The organism is Pseudomonas sp. FG47, assembly GCF_057809115.1.
Window position 1 is genome coordinate 20,212 of record NZ_JBMDJI010000041.1, and the last position, 20,155, is coordinate 40,366.

Annotated in this window: 21 protein-coding genes and 1 pseudogene; 14 read left to right on the top strand and 8 right to left on the bottom strand. The window is 64.5% G+C overall.

Going from position 1 to position 20,155, the window contains the following annotated elements; genetic code table 11:
* A complete protein-coding gene (locus ACODS5_RS21420) occupies nucleotides 1-354 on the bottom strand; it encodes a YkgJ family cysteine cluster protein (RefSeq protein ID WP_134689212.1) in 354 nt (117 codons plus the stop codon).
* A 124-nt stretch (nucleotides 355-478) separates the two neighbouring features.
* Between ACODS5_RS21420 and ACODS5_RS21425 the strand changes: the two genes are divergently transcribed.
* Nucleotides 479-1,771: an NAD(P)/FAD-dependent oxidoreductase gene (locus ACODS5_RS21425; RefSeq protein WP_489109609.1), complete on the top strand. Its 1,293-nt coding sequence runs from the start codon at nucleotides 479-481 to the stop codon at nucleotides 1,769-1,771.
* 68 nt (nucleotides 1,772-1,839) lie between these two features.
* Here ACODS5_RS21425 and ACODS5_RS21430 read toward each other — a convergent pair whose 3' ends face one another.
* On the bottom strand, nucleotides 1,840-2,055 hold the full coding sequence (locus tag ACODS5_RS21430; protein WP_134689210.1) for a DUF1127 domain-containing protein: 216 nt from the start codon (nucleotides 2,053-2,055) through the stop codon (nucleotides 1,840-1,842).
* 179 nt (nucleotides 2,056-2,234) lie between these two features.
* Here ACODS5_RS21430 and ACODS5_RS21435 point away from each other — a divergent pair, with 179 nt between their 5' ends.
* The gene (locus ACODS5_RS21435; RefSeq protein ID WP_134689209.1) at nucleotides 2,235-3,665 is read left to right on the top strand and encodes an aminotransferase-like domain-containing protein; all 1,431 of its coding nucleotides are present in this window, start codon (nucleotides 2,235-2,237) and stop codon (nucleotides 3,663-3,665) included.
* Between the two features lie 60 nt (nucleotides 3,666-3,725).
* Nucleotides 3,726-5,276, top strand: coding sequence for a phospholipase D family protein (locus tag ACODS5_RS21440; RefSeq protein WP_489109610.1), 1,551 nt, complete (start codon nucleotides 3,726-3,728; stop codon nucleotides 5,274-5,276).
* Nucleotides 5,277-5,399: 123 nt separating this feature from the next.
* Here the strand turns inward: ACODS5_RS21440 and ACODS5_RS21445 are convergent, their stop codons facing one another.
* Both ACODS5_RS21445 and ACODS5_RS21450 read right to left on the bottom strand, forming a co-directional pair.
* Nucleotides 5,400-6,539, bottom strand: a complete 1,140-nt coding sequence (locus tag ACODS5_RS21445; RefSeq protein WP_489109611.1) for an MFS transporter — start codon at nucleotides 6,537-6,539, stop codon at nucleotides 5,400-5,402.
* Between the two features lie 133 nt (nucleotides 6,540-6,672).
* Nucleotides 6,673-8,166, bottom strand: coding sequence for an aldehyde dehydrogenase (locus ACODS5_RS21450; RefSeq protein WP_134689206.1), 1,494 nt, complete (start codon nucleotides 8,164-8,166; stop codon nucleotides 6,673-6,675).
* A 196-nt stretch (nucleotides 8,167-8,362) separates the two neighbouring features.
* Between ACODS5_RS21450 and ACODS5_RS21455 the strand changes: the two genes are divergently transcribed.
* Nucleotides 8,363-8,722, top strand: a complete 360-nt coding sequence (locus ACODS5_RS21455) for a cupin domain-containing protein (protein ID WP_134689205.1) — start codon at nucleotides 8,363-8,365, stop codon at nucleotides 8,720-8,722.
* A 94-nt stretch (nucleotides 8,723-8,816) separates the two neighbouring features.
* Here the strand turns inward: ACODS5_RS21455 and rpmG are convergent, their stop codons facing one another.
* The gene (gene rpmG / locus ACODS5_RS21460; RefSeq protein ID WP_003253507.1) at nucleotides 8,817-8,972 is read right to left on the bottom strand and encodes a 50S ribosomal protein L33; all 156 of its coding nucleotides are present in this window, start codon (nucleotides 8,970-8,972) and stop codon (nucleotides 8,817-8,819) included.
* 10 nt (nucleotides 8,973-8,982) lie between these two features.
* Nucleotides 8,983-9,219, bottom strand: coding sequence for a 50S ribosomal protein L28 (gene rpmB, locus ACODS5_RS21465; RefSeq protein WP_003258972.1), 237 nt, complete (start codon nucleotides 9,217-9,219; stop codon nucleotides 8,983-8,985).
* 363 nt (nucleotides 9,220-9,582) lie between these two features.
* On the opposite strand from rpmB, the gene ACODS5_RS21470 reads away from it, so the two are divergent.
* Nucleotides 9,583-11,172, top strand: a complete 1,590-nt coding sequence (locus ACODS5_RS21470; protein ID WP_489109612.1) for an ABC transporter substrate-binding protein — start codon at nucleotides 9,583-9,585, stop codon at nucleotides 11,170-11,172.
* Nucleotides 11,173-11,257: 85 nt separating this feature from the next.
* On the opposite strand, the gene radC is transcribed toward ACODS5_RS21470, so the two are convergent.
* A complete protein-coding gene (gene radC, locus ACODS5_RS21475; RefSeq protein WP_134689203.1) occupies nucleotides 11,258-11,938 on the bottom strand; it encodes a RadC family protein in 681 nt (226 codons plus the stop codon).
* 127 nt (nucleotides 11,939-12,065) lie between these two features.
* Here radC and coaBC point away from each other — a divergent pair, with 127 nt between their 5' ends.
* The 8 genes and pseudogenes from coaBC to ACODS5_RS21515 all read left to right on the top strand — a co-directional run bounded on the left by coaBC (nucleotide 12,066) and on the right by ACODS5_RS21515 (nucleotide 18,571).
* On the top strand, nucleotides 12,066-13,277 hold the full coding sequence (gene coaBC / locus ACODS5_RS21480; protein ID WP_134689202.1) for a bifunctional phosphopantothenoylcysteine decarboxylase/phosphopantothenate--cysteine ligase CoaBC: 1,212 nt from the start codon (nucleotides 12,066-12,068) through the stop codon (nucleotides 13,275-13,277).
* A gap of 5 nt (nucleotides 13,278-13,282) precedes the next feature.
* A complete protein-coding gene (gene dut, locus ACODS5_RS21485; RefSeq protein WP_134689201.1) occupies nucleotides 13,283-13,738 on the top strand; it encodes a dUTP diphosphatase in 456 nt (151 codons plus the stop codon).
* A 134-nt stretch (nucleotides 13,739-13,872) separates the two neighbouring features.
* Nucleotides 13,873-15,246, top strand: a pseudogene (locus ACODS5_RS21490) (phosphomannomutase/phosphoglucomutase); the annotation flags it as partial.
* Between the two features lie 30 nt (nucleotides 15,247-15,276).
* Entirely contained in the window at nucleotides 15,277-16,182 is a 906-nt protein-coding gene (gene argB, locus ACODS5_RS21495; RefSeq protein ID WP_134689199.1) for an acetylglutamate kinase, read from the top strand.
* 245 nt (nucleotides 16,183-16,427) lie between these two features.
* On the top strand, nucleotides 16,428-17,108 hold the full coding sequence (locus ACODS5_RS21500) for a CsgG/HfaB family protein (protein WP_028689939.1): 681 nt from the start codon (nucleotides 16,428-16,430) through the stop codon (nucleotides 17,106-17,108).
* A gap of 27 nt (nucleotides 17,109-17,135) precedes the next feature.
* Entirely contained in the window at nucleotides 17,136-17,504 is a 369-nt protein-coding gene (locus ACODS5_RS21505; RefSeq protein ID WP_134689198.1) for a DUF4810 domain-containing protein, read from the top strand.
* A complete protein-coding gene (locus ACODS5_RS21510) occupies nucleotides 17,501-18,160 on the top strand; it encodes a DUF799 domain-containing protein (protein ID WP_489109613.1) in 660 nt (219 codons plus the stop codon). Before ACODS5_RS21505 ends, ACODS5_RS21510 begins: the two co-directional genes overlap by 4 nt.
* A 204-nt stretch (nucleotides 18,161-18,364) precedes the next feature.
* Nucleotides 18,365-18,571 (top strand): hypothetical protein, encoded by a 207-nt coding sequence (locus ACODS5_RS21515; RefSeq protein ID WP_489109614.1) that lies wholly within the window; start codon nucleotides 18,365-18,367, stop codon nucleotides 18,569-18,571.
* Between the two features lie 57 nt (nucleotides 18,572-18,628).
* On the opposite strand, the gene pyrE is transcribed toward ACODS5_RS21515, so the two are convergent.
* On the bottom strand, nucleotides 18,629-19,270 hold the full coding sequence (pyrE, locus tag ACODS5_RS21520) for an orotate phosphoribosyltransferase (RefSeq protein WP_011536401.1): 642 nt from the start codon (nucleotides 19,268-19,270) through the stop codon (nucleotides 18,629-18,631).
* A gap of 80 nt (nucleotides 19,271-19,350) precedes the next feature.
* Here pyrE and crc point away from each other — a divergent pair, with 80 nt between their 5' ends.
* On the top strand, nucleotides 19,351-20,130 hold the full coding sequence (gene crc / locus ACODS5_RS21525) for a catabolite repression control protein Crc (RefSeq protein WP_134689195.1): 780 nt from the start codon (nucleotides 19,351-19,353) through the stop codon (nucleotides 20,128-20,130).
* Nucleotides 20,131-20,155: the final 25 nt, after the last annotated feature.

Genomic DNA, 20,155 nt, shown 5'->3' on the forward strand with positions numbered 1-20,155 from the left:
TCAGACCAGCACCTGACGGGTGCTGGCGATATAGTTGTGGACCAGCTGTTCGGCCGCCGGGTCGATCGGCTGCTGCGGGCCACGGCCGCGGGGGCAGGCCAGGCGCGGCGTGGTGCCGAACAGGCGGCAGATCATCGGCCGCTCTTCATACACCGTGCAGCCATCAGGCCCCAGGTGTACGCAGTCCAGGCGTTCCAGCGCGACGTCCTGCTCGGCCTGGGTCTTGCGCGGCAGGCGGGCCATTTCTTCGGCGGACGTGGTGACCGGGCCGCAGCAATCGTGACAGCCGGGCTCGCACTCGAACGAGGGGATGAGTTCGCGCAGGAAGTGGATCTTGTGGCGGTTGCAGGGCATGACCGAGGACAGAACGATGAATGTGGCTGGATTATAAGCCCAATCGCGCTGCGCCGATGCGACTTGCCCCGCGATTGGCCAACTGCCTATCCTCCCCCTTTCGTCTCAACCCAGGAATCGACCGATGGTCCATAGCGCGCAGCACGCCGCCTCCTACTACGCCGCCAGCAGCGCGCCGCATCCAGACCATCCGTTCCTGCAAGGCGAGCACAGCGCCGACGTGTGCATCGTCGGCGGCGGCTATTCGGGCCTGAACACCGCCATCGAGCTGGCCGAGCGCGGCCTTTCGGTGATCCTCCTCGAGGCGCGCAAGATCGGCTGGGGCGCCAGCGGGCGTAACGGCGGCCAGCTTATCCGCGGCGTCGGCCATGGCCTGGAACAGTTTCTCCCGATCATCGGCGAGGACGGTGTGCACAGCATGAAGCTGATGGGCCTGGAGGCGGTGGAGATCGTCCGCGAACGCGTCGAGCGCCACGCCATCGACTGCGACCTGACTTGGGGTTATTGCGACCTGGCCAACAAGCCCGCCGAGTTGCAAGGCTTCGCCGAAGACGCCGAGGAACTGCGCGGCCTCGGCTATCGCCACCCACTGCGCCTGGTGCAGGCCGCCGACCTGCATACGATCGTAGGCTCCGATCGTTATGTCGGCGGCTTGGTCGACATGGGCTCCGGCCATTTGCACCCGCTCAACCTGGCGCTCGGCGAAGCCGCCGCCGCCAGCCGCCTGGGTGTACGCCTGTACGAGCAATCGCAGGTTACCCGCATCGACTACGGCCCCGAGGTGAAGGTCCATACCGCGCAGGGCCGGGTGCGGGCCAAGACCCTGGTGCTGTGCTGCAACGCCTACCACAACGACCTCAACCGCGAACTGGGCGGCAAGGTGCTGCCCGCCGGCAGCTATATCATCGCCACCGAGCCGTTGGGCGAGGAGCGCGCGCGGCAACTGCTGCCGCAGAACATGGCGGTATGCGACCAGCGTGTGGCGCTGGACTACTACCGCCTGTCCGCCGACCACCGCCTGCTATTCGGCGGCGCCTGCCATTATTCCGGGCGCGACCCAAGGGATATCGCTGCCTACATGCGGCCGAAGATGCTCAAGGTGTTCGCGCAACTGGCCGACGTGCGCATCGACTACCAGTGGGGCGGCATGATCGGCATCGGCGCCAACCGCCTGCCGCAGATCGGCCGCCTGGCCAGCCAGCCCAACGTCTATTACGCCCAGGCCTATTCCGGCCATGGCTTGAACGCCACCCACCTGGCCGCACGCCTGCTGGGCGAGGCCATCAGCGGCCAAGAGGGCGGGCGCTTCGACCTGTTCGCCAAGGTGCCGCACCCGACCTTCCCCGGTGGCAAGCTGATGCGCTCGCCGTTACTGGCGCTGGGTATGCTCTGGTACCGGCTCAAGGAGCTGGTCTGACGCTACCCGCCGAAGCAGGCCATGGACCGTCCTGGGCGCCGCCTGACCAGCGGGGCCGGCGCCATCCGCTAGGCCTTCCAGAACGGCTTGCAGCCCTCTTTCCACGCCTCTTCGCAGCTCAACCCGATATCCTGCAACTGGCGCGCATCCAGGTCCAGCAGGGCCTTGCGGGTGCGCCATCGGTGCAGCATCAGGCCAAGGCGAGTGTCGTAGACCTGGGTTCGCTGCCCTGCCTCCAGTTCCTTGGCCAACAACTGCACACGCACATCGCTCATGCTTCCCATCGCCGTACTCTCCCTACTCAGCTGATACTGTGGAATGAGCATGCGCGCCAGACGACCGAGGATACAGATCCAACACCGGTTTATTATTTCCATACAGAATTGGCACAAACTCGGCTGAATGCAGTATTTTCTGGCTATCTGTATCGGTACCTGATCCGCACCCTGCGCAGGAGTATCCCGTGACGCTCTACTTCAACCTGGCCGAGCTGCTTGGCTCGCGCATCGAACAAGGCCTCTATCGCCCGGGCCAGCGCCTGCCGTCGGTGCGTGCCCTGAGTGTGGAACACGGCGTCAGCCTGAGCACCGTGCAGCAGGCCTACCGCCTGCTGGAGGACAACGGCCTGGTATCGCCCCGGCCCAAGTCCGGCTACTTCGTCGCCGAGGACCGCCAGCTCCCGGCCCTGCCCGACATCAGCCGACCAGCCCAACGGCCGGTGGATATCTCCCAGTGGGAACAAGTGCTGGAACTGGTGCGCGCCACGCCGCGCCCCGACGTGATCCAGCTAGGCCGCGGCATGCCCGATGTCGACAGCCCCACGCTCAAGCCACTGCTGCGCAGCCTGGCGCAGATCAGCCGGCGCATGGACATGCCCGGCCTGTACTACGACAACATCCACGGCAACGCCCACCTGCGCGAGCAGATCGCCCGGTTGATGCTCGACTCCGGCTGCCGCCTGGGCCCGCCCGACCTGGTGGTGACCACCGGTTGCCATGAGGCGTTGTCATGCAGCATCCGCGCGGTGTGCCAGCCCGGCGATATCGTCGCGGTCGACTCGCCCAGCTTCCATGGCGCCATGCAGACGCTCAAGGGCCTGGGCATGAAAGCCCTGGAGATCCCCACCGACCCGATCACCGGGATCAGCCTGGAGGCCCTGGAACTGGCCCTGGAGCAATGGCCGATCAAGCTCATCCAGATCACCCCCAGCTGCAACAACCCGATGGGCTACATCATGCCCGAAGCGCGCAAGAAGGCCTTGCTGACGCTGGCCCAGCGTTACGACGTGGCGATCCTCGAGGACGATGTGTATGGCGACCTAGCCTACACCTACCCGCGTCCGCGTACCCTCAAGTCATTCGACGACGATGGCCGGGTACTGCTGTGCAGTTCGTTCTCCAAGACCCTCGCCCCCGGCCTGCGGGTCGGCTGGGTGGCGCCAGGGCGCTACCTGGAACGGGTGCTGCACATGAAGTACATCAGCACCGGCAGCACCGCCTGCCAGCCGCAGTTGGCGGTCGCCGACTTCATCGCCGAAGGCCACTACCAACCGCACCTGCGGCGCATGCGCAGCCAGTACCAGCGCGGCCGCGACCTGATGTGCGACTGGGTGACCCGCTACTTCCCGCCCGGCACCCGCGCCAGCCGGCCACAGGGCGGTTTCATGCTGTGGGTGGAATTGCCGGAAAGTTTCGATACGCTGCGCCTGAACCGCGCTTTACTGGAACAAGGTGTACAGATCGCCGTCGGCAGCATCTTCTCGGCCTCGGGCAAGTACCGCAACTGCCTGCGCATGAACTTCGCCGCCCGGCCCACGGCGCAGGTCGAGGCCGCCGTGCGCAAGGTCGGTGAAACCGCCCTTCGTCTACTGGATGCCGAACGCACCGACGGGTAACTTTGCGCCGCTTGCCACGGTCAAACCCCATAAGCCCTTGCTACACAGGACGATCCACCCTTGAGACTCCAGCGCGCCTTGCCTGTGCTGCTGGCGCTGCTGCTCGGCCTGGCGGGCTGCGCCAGCGTCGGCACGCCCCGCGAAGTCAGTCAGGCCCTGCCAGCCAGCGACTCGCCGTTCGGCCGTTCGGTGCAGCGCCAGGCCGCGCCCTACGAAGGGCGCTCGGGCTTTCGCCTGCTGCCCAACAGCAACGAGGCGTTTCGCGCCCGCGCCGAACTGATCCGTAACGCCCAGGCCAGCATCGACTTGCAGTATTACATCGTCCACGACGGCCTCAGCACCCGCGCGCTGGTACATGAGCTGCTGCGCGCCGCCGACCGCGGCGTGCGCGTGCGCATCCTGCTCGACGACACCACCAGCGACGGCCTGGACAACCTGATGGGTACCCTCGCCGCCCACCCGAACATCCATATCCGCGTGTTCAACCCCCTGCACCTGGGGCGCAGCACCGGGGCGACCCGCGCCGTCGGTCGGCTGTTCAACCTGTCGCGCCAGCACCGGCGCATGCACAACAAGCTGTTCCTGGTGGACAACAGCATGGCCATCGTCGGCGGGCGCAACCTGGGCGACGAATACTTCGACGCCGAGCCCAACCTCAACTTCACCGACATCGACCTGCTGGGCGTCGGGCCTGTGGCCGCGCAGCTCGGCCACAGTTTCGACCAGTATTGGAACAGCGCCCTGAGCCGCCCCATCGGCGACTTCCTCTGGTGGCCGCCCGACGCTGACGACCTGTGGCGCAGCCGGCAGCGCCTGGAAGTGTCCCTGGCCCAGGCGCGTACCCAGCGCAAGGCCCTGTACGACCGGCTCATGGCCTACCAGACCGAACCGCGCCTGGACATCTGGCGCAACGAGCTGATCTGGGCCCACGGCCAGGCACTGTGGGACGCACCCAGCAAGGTACTGGCCGATGACGAGCCAGACCCGCAACTGCTGCTGACCCAACAACTGGCCCCGGACCTGAACGCCGTGCACAAGGAGCTGATCCTGGTGTCGGCCTATTTCGTGCCGGGCGAACCGGGCCTGCTGTACCTCACCAGCCGGGCCGATGCCGGCACCTCGGTCAAGCTGCTGACCAACTCGCTGGAGGCCACCGATGTGCCAGCGGTGCACGGTGGCTACGCGCCCTACCGCCGCGCCCTGCTGGAGCACGGCGTGCAACTGTACGAGCTGCGCCGCCAGCCCGGCTCGCCGCGACTGCGGCTGGGCTTTCACGGCAGCTCTGATTCGAGCCTGCACAGCAAGGCGATGGTCTTCGACCGACGCAAGACCTTCATCGGCTCGTTCAACTTCGACCCGCGCTCGGTGTTGTGGAACACCGAAGTCGGCGTGCTGGTGGACAGCCCGGAGCTGGCTGAGTACACCCGCGAACTGGCGGTGCAGGGCATGGCCCCGGCACTGAGCTACCAAGTGAAGCTGGTGGACGGCAAGCTGGCCTGGGCGACCGAGGACAATGGCCAGCGGCACATGCTGGCGACCGAGCCCGGCGGACTGTGGCGGCGCTTCAATGCCTGGATCAGCAAGGCGGTCGGGCTGGAGAAGATGTTGTAATTGGGATTGCTCGGGGGCGCTTTGCGCCCCTTTCGCGGCACAAGGCCGCTCCTACAGGAGACCGCGATCTTCTGTAGAAGCGGCCTTGTGCCGCGATGGGCTGCGCAGCAGCCCCAAGATGGATCAGGCCGACGCCGGCTCGAAGGCCCCCCGCCGCCGGATCAGCAACACCAACCCCGCCGCCCCCACCGCCATCAGCAACGGCAACGCATGCCCGCTGATCCATTGGCTACCCGCCCCAGCCAGCAACGGCCCGATCAGGCAGCCAATCCCCCACAGCTGCGCCACATGGGCGTTGGCCCGCACCAGCGCGTCATCCCGGTAGCGCTCGCCAATCAGTACCAGCGACAACGTGAACAAGCCTCCGGCACTGGCGCCGAACAGCACCCATAACGGCCAGATCGCCAGCGTATGCAACAGCAACGGAATCGCCAGGCTCGACAGCAGCAGGGTCACGGCGCAACCGCTGAACAGCGTGCGCCGCGACATGCGGTCGGCCAGTGCGCCAATCGGCAGTTGCAACAGCGCATCCCCCACCACCACCGTGCTGACCATGAACAAGGCCACTTCAGTCGTGAAGCCCTGCTGCAGGCAGTACACCGGCAACAGGGTGAGGATCATCGCCTCGAACGCGGCGAACAAGGCGATGGCCCAGGCGATCACCGGAAGGCGCCGGCAGAAGCCGAACAGGTCGACGAGGGTAACGCTGCACGCCTCGGTGGTCGGCGCGCCACCGCGCCCCAACAGGATCAACGGCGCGACCAGCAACAAGCCGGTCGCCGCCCAGAACCCGAAATCATCGTCCGAGCCCAGGAAACCCAGCACCAGCGGCCCGGCCAGTTGGCTCAGGGCATAACTGCTACCGTACAGCGCCACCAGCCGACCACGCCACTGCTCGACCACCAGTTGGTTGATCCAGCTTTCGCCGAGGATGAACACCACTGTCAGCGACATGCCGATCATCAGTCGCAGCAACAGCCACAGCGTATAGCTGGGCAGCAGCGCCAGCAGGCCGATCGACAACGCCCCGCCCCACAGGCACAAGCGCATGGCCGTGGGTACGCCGACCCAGCCAGCAAGGCGGCTGGACAAGCTGGCACCGACCAGCACGCCGAGCGCCGGCATCGCCGCCATCACGCCAATGGCAAACCCACCGTAGCCCCAGCCCTCCAGGCGCAAGGACACCAGCGGCATGCTCACGCCGAGCGCGAGCCCGACACTGAGCACTGCGGCCAGTACGGCAAAGTAGGTTCCCCAACGCATCACAGCCTCCTTTCAGCGCAAATCGTGTATGACAGAGACGACAAAGCCGGGACGGCGTGAACCGGCCCGGCTGTCTGCGGATAATCGCGGGGCAAGCCCGCTCCCACGAGCCCCGCAATGAGACGTTACTGGATCACAGCTTGATCCAGGTCGCCTTCAGCTCGGTGTATTTGTCCAGGGCGTGCAGCGACTTGTCACGGCCGTTGCCCGACTGCTTGAAGCCACCGAACGGCGCGGTCATGTCGCCGCCGTCGTACTGGTTGACCCAGACGCTGCCGGCACGCACGGCGCGGGCGGTGTTGTGGGCCTTGGAGATATCCGCGGTCCAGATCCCGGCAGCCAGGCCATACGGCGTATCGTTGGCAATCGCCACCGCTTCTTCGGCGGTGTCGAAAGTGATCACCGACAGCACCGGGCCGAAAATCTCTTCCTTGGCGATCTTCATGGCATTGGTCACGCCGTCGAAGATGGTCGGTTCGACGTAGGTGCCGCCGGTTTCTTCGAGGATGCGCTTGCCACCAGCCAGCAGCTTGGCACCGTCCTGGTGACCGGCGTCGATGTACGACAGCACGGTGTTCATCTGCTGGGTATCGACCAGTGCGCCGACGGTAGTCGCCGGATCCAGTGGGTTGCCTGGCTTCCAGGCCTTGAGGGCCTCGACCACCATCGGCAGGAACTTGTCCTTGATCGAGCGCTCGACCAACAGGCGCGAACCTGCGGTGCAGACTTCGCCCTGGTTGAAGGCGATGGCACTGGCCGCGGCCTCGGCGGCGGCCTGCAGGTCAGGGGCGTCGGCGAAGACGATGTTCGGGCTCTTGCCACCGGCTTCCAGCCAGACGCGCTTCATGTTCGACTCGCCGGCATACACCATCAGTTGCTTGGCGATCTTGGTCGAGCCGGTGAACACCAGGGTGTCGACGTCCATGTGCAGGGCCAGGGCCTTGCCCACGGTGTGGCCGTAGCCTGGCAGCACGTTCAGCACGCCTTTCGGGATACCGGCCTCGATGGCCAGCTGGGCGATACGGATGGCGGTCAGCGGCGACTTTTCCGATGGCTTGAGCACGACCGAGTTACCGGTGGCCAGGGCCGGGCCGAGTTTCCAGCAGGCCATCAGCAGCGGGAAGTTCCAGGGCACGATGGCGCCAACCACACCCACTGGCTCGCGGGTAACCAGGCCGAGCTGGTCGTGCGGGGTCGGCGCGACTTCGTCGTAGACTTTGTCGATGGCTTCGGCAGTCCAGTGGATGGCCTGGGCCGCGCCGGGAATGTCGATGGAAGAGGAGTCACCGATCGGCTTGCCCATGTCGAGGGTTTCGAGCAGGGCCAGTTCCTCGACGTGCTTGCGCAGCAGATCGGCGAAACGGATCAGCTTGGCCTTGCGCTTGGCCGGGGCCAGGCGCGACCAGGCACCGGATTCGAACACCGCGCGGGCGTTGTCGACGGCGCGGTTGGCGTCGGCCAGGTCGCAGCTGGCGACCTTGGCCAGGAAGCGTCCGTCCACCGGGCTCAGGCAGTCGAAGGTTTCACCGGAGGCGGCATCGGTGTATTCGCCGTCGATGAAGGCGCGGCCTTCGATCTTCAGTTGCTGGGCACGCTGTTCCCAGTCCGCACGAGTCAGGGTGGTCATAGGAAACTCCTCTCTTGTTAAGGTGCAACGCCGCACTGAGGACTCACGGGCGCTGTCAGAAATTCTGGCCGGGCGACGAACGCACACCGGCACCCGACACCCTAAACCAGGGCGGGGAAACTATCAATATATTTGACACGAATGGCCTAAACGCCTACTGATGTGCATTTTATTAAACAACAACAGGGGAACCACCATGAGCATCGCCAGCATCGTCGATTTTGCCCAGGTACTCACCGAGGCCGAACGCTACCGCCCGGCGGCGGAGAAAATCCTCAAGGGCGAGCCTGACCAGGCTGTCTACAACCATTACGCCAGCCCCTGCGGGCAGTTCGCCGCCGGCGTCTGGGAGGGTGAGGTAGGGCAATGGACGGTGAGCTACACCGAGCACGAATACTGCGAGATCGTCCAGGGCGTGTCGGTGCTGCGCGACCAGGACGGCAACGCCAAGACCCTGCGCGCCGGTGACCGCTTCGTCATCCCGGCTGGCTTCAAGGGCACCTGGGAGGTGCTGGAGCCGTGCCGCAAGATCTACGTGCTGTTCGAGCAGAAGTAAGCACGGGGAGCGGGCTTGCCCGACGATGCCGTTCGGACAGGCATAAAAAAACCCGCGTCCTTTCAGATGCGGGTTTTTTCAGGTTGCCGATCAATTACTTGATCTTGGCTTCCTTGTACACCACGTGCTTGCGGACGACCGGATCGTACTTCTTGATCTCGATCTTGTCCGGAGTGGTGCGCTTGTTCTTGTCGGTGGTGTAGAAGTGGCCGGTACCGGCACTCGAAACCAGACGGATCAATTCACGCATGACGTTCTCCTTAGAACTTTTCGCCGCGAGCGCGCAGCTCGGCCAGCACTACGTCGATACCACGCTTGTCAATGACGCGCATGCCTTTGGCGGATACGCGCAGACGCACGAAACGCTTCTCGGACTCAACCCAGAAACGGTGGTGCTGCAGGTTCGGCAGGAAACGACGACGGGTTTTGTTGTTTGCGTGGGAAATGTTGTTCCCGGTTACTGGACCCTTACCAGTAACTTGACAGACTCTCGACATGACTCAGCCCTCTAAAACCACATGCCCAACCCGGCATGGGTTGGCCGCTTAATCTCTCAGTCTTTGGCGCCAGGCGCCGTGATTCTGGAGGTCTTATCGACCGGATCCGCTGATGCGACAGGCCGAGCCCCTAGAAAAGAGCGCTGCTTTATACCAGAAAGACTACGCTGCAACAACAGAAGATGAGCATCGCCGTGCTGCAAATTGCGCGCGAGCAGCATAGCGACTCGCCCGCCGCACTGTCGACCACTCGTCGCCAGGCAATGGAAAAAGGGAGTGGTCATTTCGGAAAACGCGCACTAGGGTAGGACGATTTCCAGACTGCACCGGCAGATGGGCCATCTCACCAGCCAAGGAGCCACCATGCGTGCCGCCGCCCTCTCCCTCTTTTTCACCGCGCTGTGCACCGCCGGCCTGGCCCAGGCTGCGCCGCTGGCGGTATGCACCGAAGCCAGCCCCGAAGGCTTCGACGTGGTGCAGTACAACTCGCTGACCACCACCAACGCCTCGGCCGACACGCTGATGAATCGCCTGGTCGAGTTCGACGCCGAAGCAGGCAAGGTGGTGCCGAGCCTGGCGCAAAGCTGGACGGTGTCGCCCGACGGCCTGATCTACGACTTCAAGCTGCGCCCGGACGTGAAGTTCCACACCACTCCTTACTTCAAGCCGACCCGCGAACTGGACGCCGACGACGTGCTGTTCAGCTTCCAGCGCATGCTCTATCCCGCCCATGCCTGGCACAAGACCGCTCCAGGCGGCTATCCGCATGCGCAATCGTTGCAACTGGGCAGCCTGATCAAGGCCATCGATGCGCCAGATCCGCATGCCGTGCGCTTCACCCTGACCCACGCCGACGCCACCTTCCTGGCGACCCTGAGCATGGGCTTCGCCTCGATCTACTCGGCCGAGTACGCCGACAAGCTACTCAAGGCCGGCACCCCGGAAAAACTCAACAGCCAGCCGATCGGCACCGGGCCGTTCGTGTTCCAGCGTTTCCAGAAGGACGCCATGGTGCGCTACCGCGCCAACCCGGATTACTTCGCCGGCAAGCCAGCCGTCGACCCACTGGTCTTCGCCATCACCCCGGACGCCAACGTGCGCCTGCAGAAGCTCAAGCGCGGCGAATGCCAGGTGGCCCTGTCGCCCAAGCCGCTGGACATCGCCGAAGCCGGCAAGGATGGCAACCTCAAGGTCGCCACCACCCCGGCGTTCATGACCGCCTTCGTCGCTATCAACAGCCAGCACCCACCACTGGACAAACCCGAGGTGCGCCAGGCGATCAACCTCGCCTTCGACAAGCCGGCCTACCTCAAGGCCGTGTTCGAAGACACTGCCATCGCCGCCAACGGCCCCTACCCGCCCAACACCTGGAGCTACGCCAAGGACCTGCCCGGCTACGCCATGGACCACAAGAAGGCCAAGGCGCTGCTGGCCAAGGCGGGCCTGGCCAAGGGCTTCGAGACCACCATCTGGACCCGCCCGTCGGGCAGCCTGCTCAACCCCAACCCCAGCCTGGGCGCGCAGATGCTCCAGGCCGACCTGGCCAAGATCGGCATCAAGGCCGAGATCCGCACCATCGAGTGGGGCGAGTTGATCCGCCGTGCCAAGGCCGGCGAGCATGACTTGCTGTTCATGGGCTGGGCCGGCGACAACGGTGACCCGGACAACTTCCTCAGCCCGCAGTTTTCCTGCGCGGCGGTCAAGTCGGGGACCAACTTCGCACGGTTCTGCGACAACCGCCTCGACCAGTTGATCAACGCCGGACGCACCACCAACGACCAGAGCGTGCGCAGCCGCCTCTACCAGCAGGCGCAGACGCTGATCCAGCAGCAGGCACTGTGGCTGCCACTGGCCCATCCGACGGCGGCGGCACTGTTGCGCCAAGGCGTGGAGGGTTACCAGGCGAACCCGTTCGGGCGACAGGATTTCAGCAAGGTTTCGGTGATTCGCTGAGATCTGGTTGGCTGGACCGGCTCCTATGGGTTAAACCGGTAGGCGCCGGCTTGCCGGCGAAAGAGCCAGCAAGGCCTGTCGCAAGCTAACCCGCCAACCACCCATGCTCGACCATCGACAACGGCTCACCCTCACCGACGATGACATGATCCAGCACCCGGATATCGATCAACGCCAGTGAACGCTTCAAGACCTGCGTCAAGTGCACGTCGTCCTGGCTCGGTTCGCAACTCCCCGACGGATGGTTGTGGCACAGTATCAACGCCGCCGCGTTGTGCAGCAGCGACCGACGCACCACCTCCCGCGGGTAGATGCTCGCCCGGTCGATCGTGCCGCGAAACAGGATCTCGAACGCCAGCGGACGGTGCTTGGTATCCAGGAACAGGCAACCGAACACCTCACTGGCCTCATGCCGCAACATGGCCTTCAAATAGCGCCGCACCGCCTGCGGGCTATCCATGGCCGACTCGCGCTCGATAGCCATCGCCAGGTGCCTGCGACCGATTTCCTGCAATGCCTGCAACTGGCTGAACCTGACCGGGCCCAACCCCAGCTCGCCGACAAACGCCTCGCGGTCGGCCTCAAGCACCTGGCGCAAGCCGCCAAACCTGCGCAACAGACCGCGCGCCAGCTCCAACACATTACGCCCGCGCACCCCGGAACCGAGAAACACCGCCAACAGCTCGGCATCCGACAAGCTACCCGCCCCCCGCAGCAGCAGTTTCTCCCGCGGCCGCTCCTGCGGCGGCCACTCTCTGATGTTCATGCCCCCTCCTCCTGCGTTACTGCGGCCCCTCCGGGCGCTGTGTTAATCTAGTTCGCTTCGCAGATGCGACGTTCTGCCGCAGGCAGCCAACGTCGCCACCCGCTTTCACTGGAATAAGGCAAGGCCTATGCAGCGGTTGTATCGCAAGCGCATCGTTCTCGGCGTCGGTGGCGGCATCGCCGCCTACAAGAGCGCCGAGCTGATTCGCCGACTCCTGGAACACGGCGCGCAGGTGCGCGTGGTCATGACCCGAGGTGGCGCCGAGTTCATCACCCCGCTCACGCTGCAGGCGCTGTCCGGCCACCCAGTGCACCTGGATCTGCTCGACCCCGCCGCCGAAGCCGCCATGGGCCATATCGAGCTGGCCAAATGGGCCGACCTGGTGCTGATCGCCCCGGCCACCGCCGACCTGATGGCACGCATGGCCCAGGGCATGGCCGACGACCTGCTGACGACCCTGGTGCTGGCCACTGACGCCACCGTGGCCGTGGCCCCGGCGATGAACCAGGCCATGTGGCGCGACCAGGCCACGCAAGACAACCTCGAACTGCTCAAGCGCCGCGGCATCCAGGTGTTCGGCCCGGCCTCGGGTAGCCAGGCCTGCGGCGACGTCGGCCTGGGCCGCATGCTCGAAGCCACGGACCTGGCTTGGTGCGCGGCCGAGAGCTTCAAGCGCGAAGCCCTGACCGGCAAACACGTGCTGATCACCGCCGGTCCGACCCAGGAAAATATCGACCCGGTGCGCTACATCACCAACCATAGTTCAGGGAAAATGGGCTTCGCCCTGGCCGAGGCGGCCGCCGAGGCTGGGGCCCGGGTAACCCTCGTCACCGGTCCGGTGCACCTGCCGACGCCTGATCGGGTCAGCCGCATCGACGTGGTCAGCGCCCGAGACATGCTCGCGGCCTGCGAGGCGGCCATGCCCTGCGACCTGTTCATCGCCTCGGCTGCGGTCGCGGACTACCGCCCTGAGGTCGTCGCCCCGCAGAAGCTCAAGAAAGATCCCACCACCGGCGACGGCATGCTGCTGCAGATGGTGCGCAATCCCGATATCCTTGCGACCATTGCCGGTCGTGCCGATCGCCCGTTCAGCGTCGGCTTCGCCGCCGAAACCGAGCACCTGCTCGACTACGCCACGCGCAAGCTCAAGGACAAGAACCTCGACCTGATCGTCGCCAATGATGTGGCCAACCCCAGCATCGGCTTCAACAGCGAGGAAAACGCCCTGACCGTGATCGACCGGCAGCAGCATCAAACCCTCTTCGCGCAGACCAGCAAAGGCAAGATTGCCCGCCAGTTGGTCGCCTTCATCGCCGAACGGCTCAACCAGGTTCAATAAGTTACATGCACGCTCTTCAAGCCAAGATCCTCGACCCACGCCTGGGCTCCGAATTCCCCCTGCCGCAGTACGCCACCCCTGGCTCGGCCGGCCTCGACCTGCGCGCCCTGCTCAAGGAGGACACCGTCCTCGAGCCGGGCCAGACCCTGCTGATCCCCACCGGCCTGTCGGTGTACATCGGCGACCCGGGCCTGGCCGCCATGATCCTGCCGCGCTCGGGCCTGGGCCATAAGCACGGCATCGTGCTGGGCAACCTGGTCGGCCTGATCGACTCGGACTACCAGGGCGAGCTGATGGTGTCCTGCTGGAACCGCGGCAACACGCCATTCACCATCACCGTCGGCGAGCGTATCGCCCAGCTGATCCTGGTGCCGGTGGTACAGGCGCACTTCGACATCGTCGAGCAGTTCGACGAGACCCAGCGCGGCGCCGGCGGCTTCGGCCACTCGGGCACCCGCTGAGTCGACAGCCGACCGTCGGGGCCATGGATGGCGAACTCTCTGGCGAAAGCACCGTCCAAGCGTTCAGTTTGTGCCTGCCCAGAAGCCTTTGAATACTTGGAGTCCCAGAGATGAACGACATGGCCCAGCTGGTCCCCGCACTGCCCGACAGCATCTTCCGCGCCTATGACATCCGCGGCGTGGTCGGCAAGACCCTGCATGCCGAGACCGCCTACTGGATCGGTCGCGCCATCGGCGCCCAGACCCTCGCCCAGGGCGAGCCACAGATCTCGGTCGGCCGTGATGGTCGACTGTCCGGCCCGATGCTGGTCGAGCAACTGATCAAGGGCCTGGCCGACGCCGGTTGCCAGGTCAGCGATGTCGGCCTGGTGCCGACCCCGGCGCTGTACTACGCGGCCAATGTGCTGGCCGGCAAGTCGGGCGTGATGCTCACTGGCAGCCATAACCCATCGGACTACAACGGTTTCAAGATCGTCATCGCCGGCGACACTCTCGCCAACGAGCAGATCCAGGCCTTGCTGACGCGCTTGAAGACCAACGACCTGACCCGCGGCGAAGGCCGCGTGGAAAAGGTCGAGATCCTTGATCGCTACTTCCAGCAGATCGTCGCCGACGTGAAGCTGGCCAAGCGCCTGAAGGTGGTGGTCGACTGCGGCAACGGCGCGGCCGGCGTGGTCGCTCCGCAACTGATCGAAGCGCTGGGCTGCGACGTCATCCCGCTGTTCTGCGAAGTCGACGGCAACTTCCCCAACCACCACCCGGACCCGGGCAAGCCCGAGAACCTGGTCGACCTGATCGCCAAGGTGAAAGAGACCGGTGCCGATATCGGCCTGGCCTTCGACGGTGACGGCGACCGCGTCGGCGTGGTGACCAACACTGGCAGCATCGTCTACCCCGACCGTCTGCTGATGCTGTTCGCCCAGGACGTGCTGTCGCGCAACCCAGGCGCCGAGATCATCTTCGACGTCAAATGCACCCGCCGCCTGACCCCGCTGATCGAACAGCATGGGGGCCGCGCACTAATGTGGAAAACCGGCCACTCGTTGATCAAGAAGAAGATGAAGCAGACCGGTTCGCTGCTGGCCGGCGAGATGAGCGGGCACATCTTCATCAAGGAGCGCTGGTACGGCTTCGACGACGGCATCTACAGCGCCGCGCGCCTGCTGGAGATCCTCAGCAAGGCCAGCCAGGACGCCGAAAGCCTGTTCGCCGCGTTCCCGAACGATATTTCCACGCCGGAAATCAACATTGATGTGACCGACGAGGGTAAATTCAGCATCATTGATGCTCTGCAACGCAACGCCGACTGGGGCGATGCCAGCCTGACCACCATCGACGGTGTGCGGGTCGACTACCCCCACGGCTGGGGCCTGGTCCGCGCCTCCAACACCACGCCGGTGCTGGTGCTGCGCTTCGAGGCCGACAGCGCGGCGGAGCTCGACCGTATCAAGGCTGTATTCCGCACGCAGTTGCTGCGGGTCGAACCAGGCCTGCAACTGCCGTTCTGACGACTATCCGTTCCTTACCTGGAGCCCTGCATGACCCTCGATCGCGATGCCGCTTCCCATGTAGCCGAGGTTTTGTCCGAAGCACTGCCTTACATCCGCCGCTTCGTCGGCAAGACCCTGGTGATCAAGTACGGCGGCAACGCGATGGAGAGCGAGGAGCTCAAGACCGGCTTCGCCCGTGACATCGTGCTGATGAAGGCCGTGGGCATCAACCCGGTGGTCGTGCACGGTGGCGGCCCGCAGATCGGCGACCTGCTCAAGCGCCTGTCGATCGAAAGCCGCTTCGTCGACGGCATGCGCGTCACCGACGCGGCGACCATGGACGTGGTGGAGATGGTCCTGGGTGGCCAGGTCAACAAGGACATCGTCAACCTGATCAACCGCCATGGCGGCAGCGCCATTGGCCTGACCGGCAAGGACGCGGAACTGATCCGCGCCCGCAAGCTCACCGTCACCCGCCAGACGCCCGAGATGACCACCCCGGAGATCATCGACATCGGCCACGTCGGCGAAGTCGAGAGCGTCAACACCGACCTGCTGAACATGCTGGTCAAGGGCGACTTCATCCCAGTGATCGCGCCGATCGGCGTGGGTGCCAACGGTGAGTCCTACAACATCAACGCCGACCTGGTGGCGGGCAAGGTGGCCGAGGCGCTGAAAGCCGAGAAGCTGATGCTGCTGACCAACATCGCCGGCCTGATGGACAAGCAAGGTGAAGTCCTGACCGGCCTGACCACCGAGCAGGTCAATGAACTGATCGCCGACGGCACCATCTACGGTGGCATGCTGCCGAAGATCAAATGCGCGCTGGACGCCGTCCAGGGCGGGGTCAACAGCTCGCACATCATCGACGGCCGCGTGCCCAATGCCGTGCTGCTGGAGATCTTCACCGACAGCGGCGTGGGCACCCTGATCACCAACCGCAAGCCGCGCTGATCCAGCCGGGCGCAGACCGTAGGAGCCAGCTTGCTGGCGAAACAAGCACCGCAGTGCATGGCACCGTCTACGCCGGTGTTCGCCGGCAAGCCGGCTCCTACGGACCTTGCGCCAACACACGCAAGAAGATGGCTCAAGGCCACCAACCTTCATCTTTGACCATCAAGAATCCCGGTAAACTGCCGAGACAACGTGGCAGAATGCACGCTCGTTGCAAATAGTTTCTATTTACCTGGAGAACTCGCGTGAAATACGCATCACAAGGACTCGTGCTGGCAGCCGCCCTGGCTGTCGGGTCCATCGCCGGCTGCGCCACTGAAACCTCCACCGCTGTTGCCGTGCAACAGGTCGAAAGCGTCAACCGCCCCTACAGCGGCGTGCGCACGCCCATCGCCGTGGGTAAGTTCGACAACCGCTCCAGCTACATGCGCGGCATCTTCTCCGACGGCGTCGACCGCCTCGGCGGCCAGGCCAAGACCATCCTGATCACCCATCTGCAGCAGACCAACCGGTTCAATGTGCTGGACCGCGACAACATGGGCGAGATCCAGCAGGAAGCCGCCATCAAAGGCCAGGCCCAACGCCTGAAGGGCGCCGACTTCGTGGTCACCGGCGACGTCACCGAGTTCGGCCGCAAGGAAGTCGGCGATCACCAGCTGTTCGGCATCCTCGGCCGTGGCAAAACCCAGATCGCCTACGCCAAGGTGGCGCTGAACATCGTCAATATCAGCACCTCCGAGGTGGTGTACTCCAGCCAGGGCGCGGGCGAATACGCCTTGTCCAACCGCGAAGTCATCGGCTTCGGCGGCACCGCCAGCTACGACTCGACCCTCAACGGCAAGGTCCTCGACCTGGCCATGCGCGAAGCGGTGAACAAGCTGGTCGGCGCCGTCGAAAGCGGCCAGTGGAAACCCCAGGCCCAGTAACGCGAACAAGCCAAGGAAGACCGTTCGATGAACATCACCTCCCCGGCCCTGCGTACCGTCGCGGGCCTGTTGCTGGGCGGCGCCCTGCTGTCCGGCTGCAACACCCCGAAACCCCTGTACCAATGGGAAAGCTACCAGCCGCAGGTCTACAGCTACCTCAAGGGCGACTCCAAGGAAGAACAGGCAATCGCCCTGGAGCGCGACCTGGAGAAGATCAAGGCCAAGAACGGCGCCGTGCCACCGGGCTATCACGCCCAGCTTGGCCTGCTCTACTCCAGCCTGGGCAAGGATGACCAGATGATCCAGCAGCTGCGCACCGAGAAGGCGCTGTTCCCCGAGTCGGCCAAGTACATGGACTTCCTGATGAGCAACGCCAGCAAAGGGGCCAAGCAATGATCAAGCACCTGTCCCGCCTGATCGTCGGCGTTTGCGTACTGGCGCTGTTCGCTGGCTGCGCCGAGCGCAAGAGCATCGACTACTCGGCCTACAAGCAGAGCCGGCCGAAATCGATCCTGATCCTGCCGCCGCTGAACGAGTCGCCGGATGTAAAAGCCACCTACAGCATGCTGTCCCAGGCTACCTACCCACTGGCCGAAGCCGGCTACTACGTGATGCCGGTCGCCCTGGTGGACGAGACGTTCCGCCAGAACGGCATGACCACGCCGGCCGATATCCATCAGCTGCCAGTGGCCAAGCTGCAGGAGATCTTCGGCGCCGACGCTGGCCTGTACGTGACTGTCAGCGACTACGGCACCCGCTACATGATCCTCAGCAGCGCGACCATCGTCACCGCCAGCGCCAAGCTGGTCGACCTGAAGACCGGCGCCACCCTGTGGACCGGCAGCGCCACCGCCTCGAGCGAGGAAGGCCGGCAGAACCAGGGCGGCTTGATCGGCATGCTGGTAGCCGCCGCGATCAACCAGGTCATCAGCAGCGTGCAGGACGATGCCGGCTACCCGATCGCCGGGATCACCAGCGCGCGCCTGCTGTCGCCGTACCCCAACGGTGGGATCTTGTACGGGCCACGTTCGCCGAAATACGGTACCGACTGACCGATAACGGTAGGAGCCAGCCTTGCTGGCGAACCAGGCGACGCGGTTAATGGCACCGGCTACGCCGGTGTTCGCCAGCAAGCCGGCTCCTACGGATTCACGCCCGCTTTAGAGTCTTCCCACAGCAATGCCGGACAGGTACTACAACACCTGTTTTCATCGCCTGATTAGCATGGACACTTCTCACACTTAGGAGATCCAGCGATGAAAAAACAAGAGGTGCCCTACGGCAGCGATGTTTCCGCAGGCAGCTACGCATGCGCGGATTGCGGTTACGAGTACTCCAACCAGAGCAAGAAATCATTGCCGCCCTGCCCCGACTTCAACGTCATCCCCCACCCCAAGCGTGCGTGGAAGATCCTCACTGGCGCCGGCGATGCCGAGCGGGATCCCTACCCCAATGGCCGTTGAATCACAGGCATGAAAAAAGGCGACCCTCAGGTCGCCTTTCTCGTGGCCGCTGCTACCTCAGATACCGTACTGGGCACGGTAGGCTTCGACCGCCGGCAAATGCTGCTTGAGCTGCGGATCGTCGGCCAGGAACTCCAGAACCTGGGTCAGCGAAACGATGCTGACCACCGGGATACCGAAGTCGCGCTCGACTTCCTGAATCGCCGACAGCTCGCCATTGCCGCGCTCTTCGCGGTTCAACGCGATCAGCACGCCAGCGGCCTTGGCCTGCTGGGCGTTGATGATCTGCATGACCTCGCGGATAGCGGTCCCGGCGGTGATCACGTCGTCGATGATCAGCACGTCACCGGCCAGCGGCGCGCCGACCAGGCTACCGCCCTCGCCGTGATCCTTGGCTTCCTTGCGGTTGAAGCACCACGGCACGTCGAGCTGGTGCTGTTCGGCCAGGGCCACCGCAGTGGCCGCCGCCAGCGGAATACCCTTGTACGCCGGGCCAAAGAGCACATCGAAGGGGATCTTGCTGTCGACGATGGCCGCGGCGTAGCAACGCCCCAGCTGGGCCAGCGCGGAACCTGTATTGAACAGGCCGGCATTGAAGAAATACGGGCTGGTACGCCCCGATTTCAGGGTGAATTCACCGAAGCGCAGAACGCCGCGATCGATGGCAAAACGGATGAAGTCGCGCTGATACGGCTGCATGAAAGGTCCCGGACACCACGGATTTAGCTAAATGTGTTGAGCTCGGGTATCATACACGCACGAGATTTTTGGGGCCATTTATGCGGATCATCAGTGTGAACGTAAATGGCATTCAGGCTGCGGCCGAGCGTGGATTGCTCAGCTGGCTGCAAGCCCAGAATGCCGACGTCATCTGCCTTCAGGATACCCGCGCCTCGGCCTTTGAACTCGACGACCCAGCTTTCCAGCTCGATGGCTATTTCCTTTACGCCTGCGATGCGGAGGTGCCCACCCAAGGTGGCGTGGCACTGTATTCGCGCATGCAGCCCAAGGCAGTCATCACCGGCCTGGGCTTCGAGACGGCCGACCGTTACGGGCGCTACCTGCAAGCGGATTTCGACAAGGTAAGTATTGCCAGCCTGCTGCTGCCTTCGGGCATGAACGGCGATGATGACTTGAACCAGAAGTTCAAGTTGATGGACGACTTCGCCAAGTACCTGGACAAGCAGCGTCGCAAGCGTCGCGAATACATCTATTGCGGCTCGTTCTACGTGGCGCAGCAGAAGCTCGACATCAAGAATTGGCGTGACAGCCAGCAGGCGGTCGGCTTCCTGCCGCCAGAGCGCGCCTGGATGGACGCGATCACCGGCGACATGGGCTATGTCGATGCGCTGCGTGAAGTCAGCCGCGAAGGCGACCAGTACAGCTGGTGGCCAGACAACGAACAGGCCGAGATGCTCAACCTGGGCTACCGTTTCGACTACCAGATCCTCACCCCAGGCCTGCGCCGCTTCGTACGCAACGCCCGCCTGCCGCGCCAACCGCGTTTCTCGCAGCATGCGCCGCTGATCGTCGACTACGACTGGACGCTGACCATCTAAACGCATTGGGGCCGCCTCGCGGGCC